The following is a 4,920-nucleotide window of genomic DNA, read 5'->3' on the forward strand; positions in this document are numbered from 1 at the left end:
GCCCCCGCCCCGCCGCGACGGTTCCGCTTTGTTCGGCACGCCCGCCCGATTCGCCGTCGCCCTGCTCCTCGCGGGGGCGGGGTGAAGACCCGGCGGCGGCGACCCCCGGGCGGCGGCGGGGCATCGTACGACCCCCGCGCCTCGCCGGACAAGACGCCGCACACCGCGTGCCGTGATCTCCAATTGATTCTCACCCCGTCGCCTGCGCAGCTTCTCGCCGCGTGAGTTGAACGCCGTGATTTGAGCCGCGACCGTCAGGGAGCGTCTCTCTCAATACGCGACCACGCAGAGACGCTTCCTGACGGGCGCGGCTCCAACTTCCTTTTCGCCCCAACGAAAGCACGCCCGCCGGGGAGGCCCCGGCGGGCGTGCGAGCGGTCGGCGGCGGGGCCCGCCGGCGGCTCAAGGCGAGACGCCGTTCACCCGAGACGGGCGGGGCCGGCTCAGTACTGCTTGTCGGGACGGCCGCACTGGATCAGGTGATCCTTATCGATGTAGACCACTTCCTGGGTCTCGTCGGTGTGCTCGAAGGGGATCGGCCACATGCTGCGGATCGTCTTCTCGTAGTAGACGGTGCATTTGTAGTGGCATTTGTGCAGCCGGGCGGGGCCGAGCAGCGGGAAGAACTTGCAATCGTCCAGGTCGTCGACGATCGGTTCGACGATCATGCGGACGTTGTTCTGGAAGGTCTCGGCGAGGAAGGGCACGCCGCCTTCGACTTCGTCCGGCAGCGCCCGGACCACCTCGTCCGGGCTGGGCGGGTCGAGGCAGAAGATCGGGGCGAACTCGCCTTCGACGGCGGGCAGCACGGTCACGCGACCGTAGCGTTCCTCTTCCCAGTAGGTGTCTTCAATCTGGTCGGAGACGAACGCCGTCACCGGGATCAGCGGGGTGCTCTTCCAGAATCCCGCTCCCGTGAAGGCGACGTCGATGAAGCCGGCGGGAAGCAGCAGACCGCCGGGAGGGGCGAAGCAGCCGGGCAGCACGCACAGCAGGGCGAGCGGGATCAACGCGGCGGCCCGGCGACCGGGCGTCAGGGTGGTCCGGGGCATCGGGGTCCTCGGGGGTGAAGGGGCCGTGTGAAGGGCCGGTGTCGGGGGCCGACCGCCGAGCACGAATGCGGGGCGGACGGTGTCGGAAACCGGCCGGGCGCCGGGACGTGTCGTTGATATCGGCGCCCCGGCTCGCCCGGCTTGGGGCGAATGTGCCGGGAATTGCGGTCAGGACCGGCAAATTCGTTCGCGCCCGCAGTGACGAGGCGCACAAGGATTCGTTCTTCCGCCGCGACCGCGGGACGCGAGGCCGCGTGATGCGCCGCGGCTTCCTTTACCAGGGCTCCCCTTGATCGCCGCTCAGGCGGAGAGAAGGGCCGACGAAAAAGGGCGGCGACCCTTTCGGATCGCCGCCCTCTCGCCGTCAGGCGTTCTTCAGCGTCATGCGTTCCTCAACGCGAAGCTCGGCTCACCAGTTGTCCGGGCTCATAAACCACCACCAGCGATCGGTGCGGTCGTTGAAGTCGAGGTACCACTGGCCGTCGTCCCATTCCAGTTCCACTTCACGCCAGCCCAGGGGGACCTGCGGGTAGGGGTAGAACGGGCCGATGTACGGCCAGGCGCTCGCGGAGTAATCCTTGGGGTAGGTCACCGCCGCGTAGTTCGGGTGCTGGGCGTAGGTCGGCCAGGCGTAGTCCGGCAGGTTCGCCTGGTTGTAGACGGCGCCAGCGCCCATCGCCGGCGGACCGGCGGGGTTGGCACCCGGGGGGCAGCCCGGACCGCCGGGCATGACCTGCTGCGACGACGCCGGACGCACCACCTGCTGGTAGGCGCCGGGGGGGATCTGGCCGGACATCGCGGCCCGCTGCTGCATCATCGCCCGGTAACGAGCGATCTCTTCCCGGCTGGGCGGACCCTGCGGGGCGGAGGCGGTGCGAGCGACGGGCTGACCGACGGTCAGGTTGTTGTTCACGCTGCTGACGCCGGAGACGCCGCGGGCGGCGCTGACGGCGGCGTTGATCTGGCTCGCGTCGGCCACCTGACCGCCGAGGGTGCAGGTGCCGTCCTTGTAGCGAATCTCCATATCGTAGCCGGCCAGACCGGCCTGCTGCACGGCGATGGCGATCTGCTGGGCGACGGCCTGGTTGGAAACCGGGGCGGCGTCCTCGACGGCGGCGATCGGCGTGACGTTCGCGTCCAGCATCGGCGCGGCGGTCGGGGCGACCGACGGAGCCAATTTCGCCGGGGGGGCGATCAACATCGCGTTGTCCACGCTGGAGACCCCGGCCACCTTGGAGGCAGCCTGGGTGGCCAAACGCTTCATCGCGGGAGACTCGACCGTGCCGGTCAGGCGGCAAGCGCCTTCCCGGACGACGATCTCGACGCCTTCGCCCCGCAACCCGCTGCCCCGCAGGGCGCCGGCGACGGCGTCCGCGGTTTGCTGATTGGCGTGAACGTCGGCGGCGCTTTGCGTCGCGGCCGGTTCAACCGGGCCGTCGGCGAAGGCGGGGGCGGCACAGGGGGCCGCCGCGGCGATCCCGAGAGCGGCGACCCATTTCTTGTAGCTCCCCTTGGGGAGGGCGGCGGCCTGCCGGCCGGCCTTGCGGTGCGTCCGCATCGTGACGGGGCTCCTAATGAGTGGACCGCTCGGGGTCGGCGAAATACCGGGGTAACGAGCGGGCGGTTCCGAAAAGACTGGTCCGAAGTGGGAAAGTCCGCGGCGTGACGCGACCGACGACCGAAAGGCGTCGGGATCGCGTCATGCGGCGGGCGGGCCGAACTTCGGGACCGCCCGGGGCGGGTCCGTCCTTTCCGCGAGCGACGGCAAGCGCCGATCGGTCGAAAACGAGGGACCCGACCCGCCTATCGGCCGTCGACCCTCGGTCGGGTGAGGCCGGTCCGTGCGGTTCTGCCGGATCTTCCGAGTTTTTCTCGCGGGCGGCTCCTGCCGGGCTCGGCCCGAACCGGTCCTTCGCGGGCGAGGTCGGTTTCCGATTCGACGGACGCCGGGTACGGTGGACGGCTTCGCGGACGCTCCGCGCGCCGTCCCCGCCCCCGTTCTTTACCCCCGGTTCTTCGCCCCGTGGCCCGTAAAACCGCCAGCCGCATGGAACTGCGGCGCCAGCACGAGATCGCCGAGCAATACGAGGCCGTCGACAAACGGTCCGCCGGCGGTCGCAAAACCGCGACCAAGCGGAAGACCACCTCCCGCAAGCGGGCGGACAAGGCTCCCGTTCGCAAACTCCTGATGTGGGCCGTCTACAACGGCAGCCTGAAGGAAGAAGGCCGCTACACCTACGCCGAGCGCGAGAAGGCCGAGGAGAAGCTCGAAGCCCTGCGCGCCAAGGCGACCAAGAAGCTGTACTTCCTCCAGCCGATCAAGGTGCCCCTCGGCGACGCCGCCGCCGCCGGCGTGGTGCTGGACGATGAAGACGACGTCCCGCCGCCGAAAGCGGCCAAGGGCGAGGGCGAAGAGGAGTAGTCCTCTTCGGTCGGCGAGCGGGGGGCGTCAGTCCCCCGAGCGTTTTGATTCAGAGGGCGTTTTGAGTTCCCGCTCTCACAGTGATGCGTGAAAAAGCCCCCGGACGCGGCCAGCGTTCGGGGGCTTTTCGATTGTCTGGGCGCTTCAGGCAGCGAAGGCCGCCTGAGGGCTAAAGCGAACTAGCGGCCGCTGTTCATGCGGGCGCGGCGTTCGTTGCGGCGCTTCTGGCGCCGGTTCTCCTCGGAGGGCTTTTCGTAAAACTCGCGGCGGCGCATCTCGCGCTTGATGCCGGCGTGCTCGACCAGCTTGCGGAAACGGCGGACCGCGTCCTGGACGTTCTCGTTCTCGCGGAGCCGCAACTTAACCACGGGGTGCCTCGGGGGAGCTTGGAGTGAGTAGGGTCGGGCAGTCTAAGCCGCCCTCCGCGAATCGGCAACGCGGGGAGGGCACATCCTCTCGGCCCGGCACGGAACCCGGTTAGCCCGCGTCCGTCAACAGTCCCAGCTCGACCAGCTTCGCCCGGCACTCGTCCCGTTCGCGACACCTCTTCATCTCGCTCCACGCGGCGTCCTGGGCGGCGAGGAAGGCTTCCTCCGAATGCGGCGCCGGTTGGCCGCTCGCGGCGAGCCGCTGGATTACGCCCACATCGGGGCCGGTCAGCCGCTTCGCATCCAGGCGGTAGTCGCTGAACGCCTCCCACGTCAGCGGGAACAGCGGGGCGACGATCTGTTCGCCGATCGCGGTGGCGTAATCGCGGATCTCCTTCTGGGCATGCGAGTCCATCCGCAACGCCAGGTAGTGCAACAGGTTGTGCAGATCGACCTTCCAGTACGCCTCGGTGTAGGTCGCCAGCGGCAGATCCTTGCGAGCCTGTTCCCGCGCGACTCCGGCTTCGAGGCGCGCCTCGTAGACCTCGCGGGACTTGGCTTGCAGTTCCGTCTCCGCGGCGGTCATCGCCTCGCCGACGTCGGCGGGGAGGAAGCCGTCGGACCCCTGCCGGTTCGACTTGGCCTGCGTGCGCCACGCATCCGGCGGGGTCGTCTGAGCGGCGTCGATCGCGACGCTGTAGCGGGTCGAATACTCGTTGACGTTCGCCGTGCGATGGCGGATCTGCTGGCGCCAGGCGTCCATCGGCATGCGGAACAGAAACTTCAGTTCCGCCATTTCGAACGGCGTGCTGTGGGAGTGCCGCATCAGATAGCGGATCAGGCCGCGATCGGAGGACACGGTCTTCGTGCCCTCGCCGTAGGAGACCCGGGCTGCCTGCACGACGGCCCCGTCGTCGCCCATCACGTCGACCAGCGTGACGAACCCGTCGTCCAGCACGCCGAACTTCTTCCACCGCAGCGAATCGACCAATGCGGCCCGATCGGCGCGGGAGGAATCGGGGGCGTCGCCCTTCAATTCGCCCTCGGCGGGGCCGGCGGCGGGGGGCATATCCACGGC

General features: G+C 69.2%; 5 protein-coding genes. 1 reads left to right on the plus strand and 4 read right to left on the minus strand.

Annotated elements, in window-relative coordinates:
- Window positions 1-443: 443 nt before the first annotated feature.
- Window positions 444-1,052 carry a hypothetical protein gene (locus tag LzC2_RS20240; protein ID WP_171189842.1) on the minus strand — a complete coding sequence of 203 codons (609 nt, stop codon included), beginning with the start codon at window positions 1,050-1,052 and terminating at the stop codon, window positions 444-446.
- Between the two features lie 409 nt (window positions 1,053-1,461).
- Window positions 1,462-2,610 (minus strand): BON domain-containing protein, encoded by a 1,149-nt coding sequence (locus LzC2_RS20245; protein ID WP_171189843.1) that lies wholly within the window; start codon window positions 2,608-2,610, stop codon window positions 1,462-1,464.
- 465 nt (window positions 2,611-3,075) lie between these two features.
- Here LzC2_RS20245 and LzC2_RS20250 point away from each other — a divergent pair, with 465 nt between their 5' ends.
- The gene (locus LzC2_RS20250) at window positions 3,076-3,474 is read left to right on the plus strand and encodes a hypothetical protein (protein ID WP_171189844.1); all 399 of its coding nucleotides are present in this window, start codon (window positions 3,076-3,078) and stop codon (window positions 3,472-3,474) included.
- 179 nt (window positions 3,475-3,653) lie between these two features.
- On the opposite strand, the gene rpsU is transcribed toward LzC2_RS20250, so the two are convergent.
- Window positions 3,654-3,842, minus strand: coding sequence for a 30S ribosomal protein S21 (gene rpsU / locus LzC2_RS20255; protein ID WP_171189845.1), 189 nt, complete (start codon window positions 3,840-3,842; stop codon window positions 3,654-3,656).
- A gap of 109 nt (window positions 3,843-3,951) precedes the next feature.
- On the minus strand, window positions 3,952-4,917 hold the full coding sequence (gene thyX, locus LzC2_RS20260; RefSeq protein WP_414636427.1) for an FAD-dependent thymidylate synthase: 966 nt from the start codon (window positions 4,915-4,917) through the stop codon (window positions 3,952-3,954).
- Between the last annotated feature and the right edge of the window lie 3 nt (window positions 4,918-4,920).

The organism is Alienimonas chondri (genome assembly GCF_013036045.1).
GTDB lineage: Bacteria > Planctomycetota > Planctomycetia > Planctomycetales > Planctomycetaceae > Alienimonas > Alienimonas chondri.

Coding starts and splice junctions, on each gene's coding strand:
- LzC2_RS20240 (WP_171189842.1), bottom strand. CDS start 1,052: ATGCCCCGGACCACCCTGACGCCCGGTCGCCGGGCCGCCGCGTTGATC.
- LzC2_RS20245 (WP_171189843.1), bottom strand. CDS start 2,610: ATGCGGACGCACCGCAAGGCCGGCCGGCAGGCCGCCGCCCTCCCCAAG.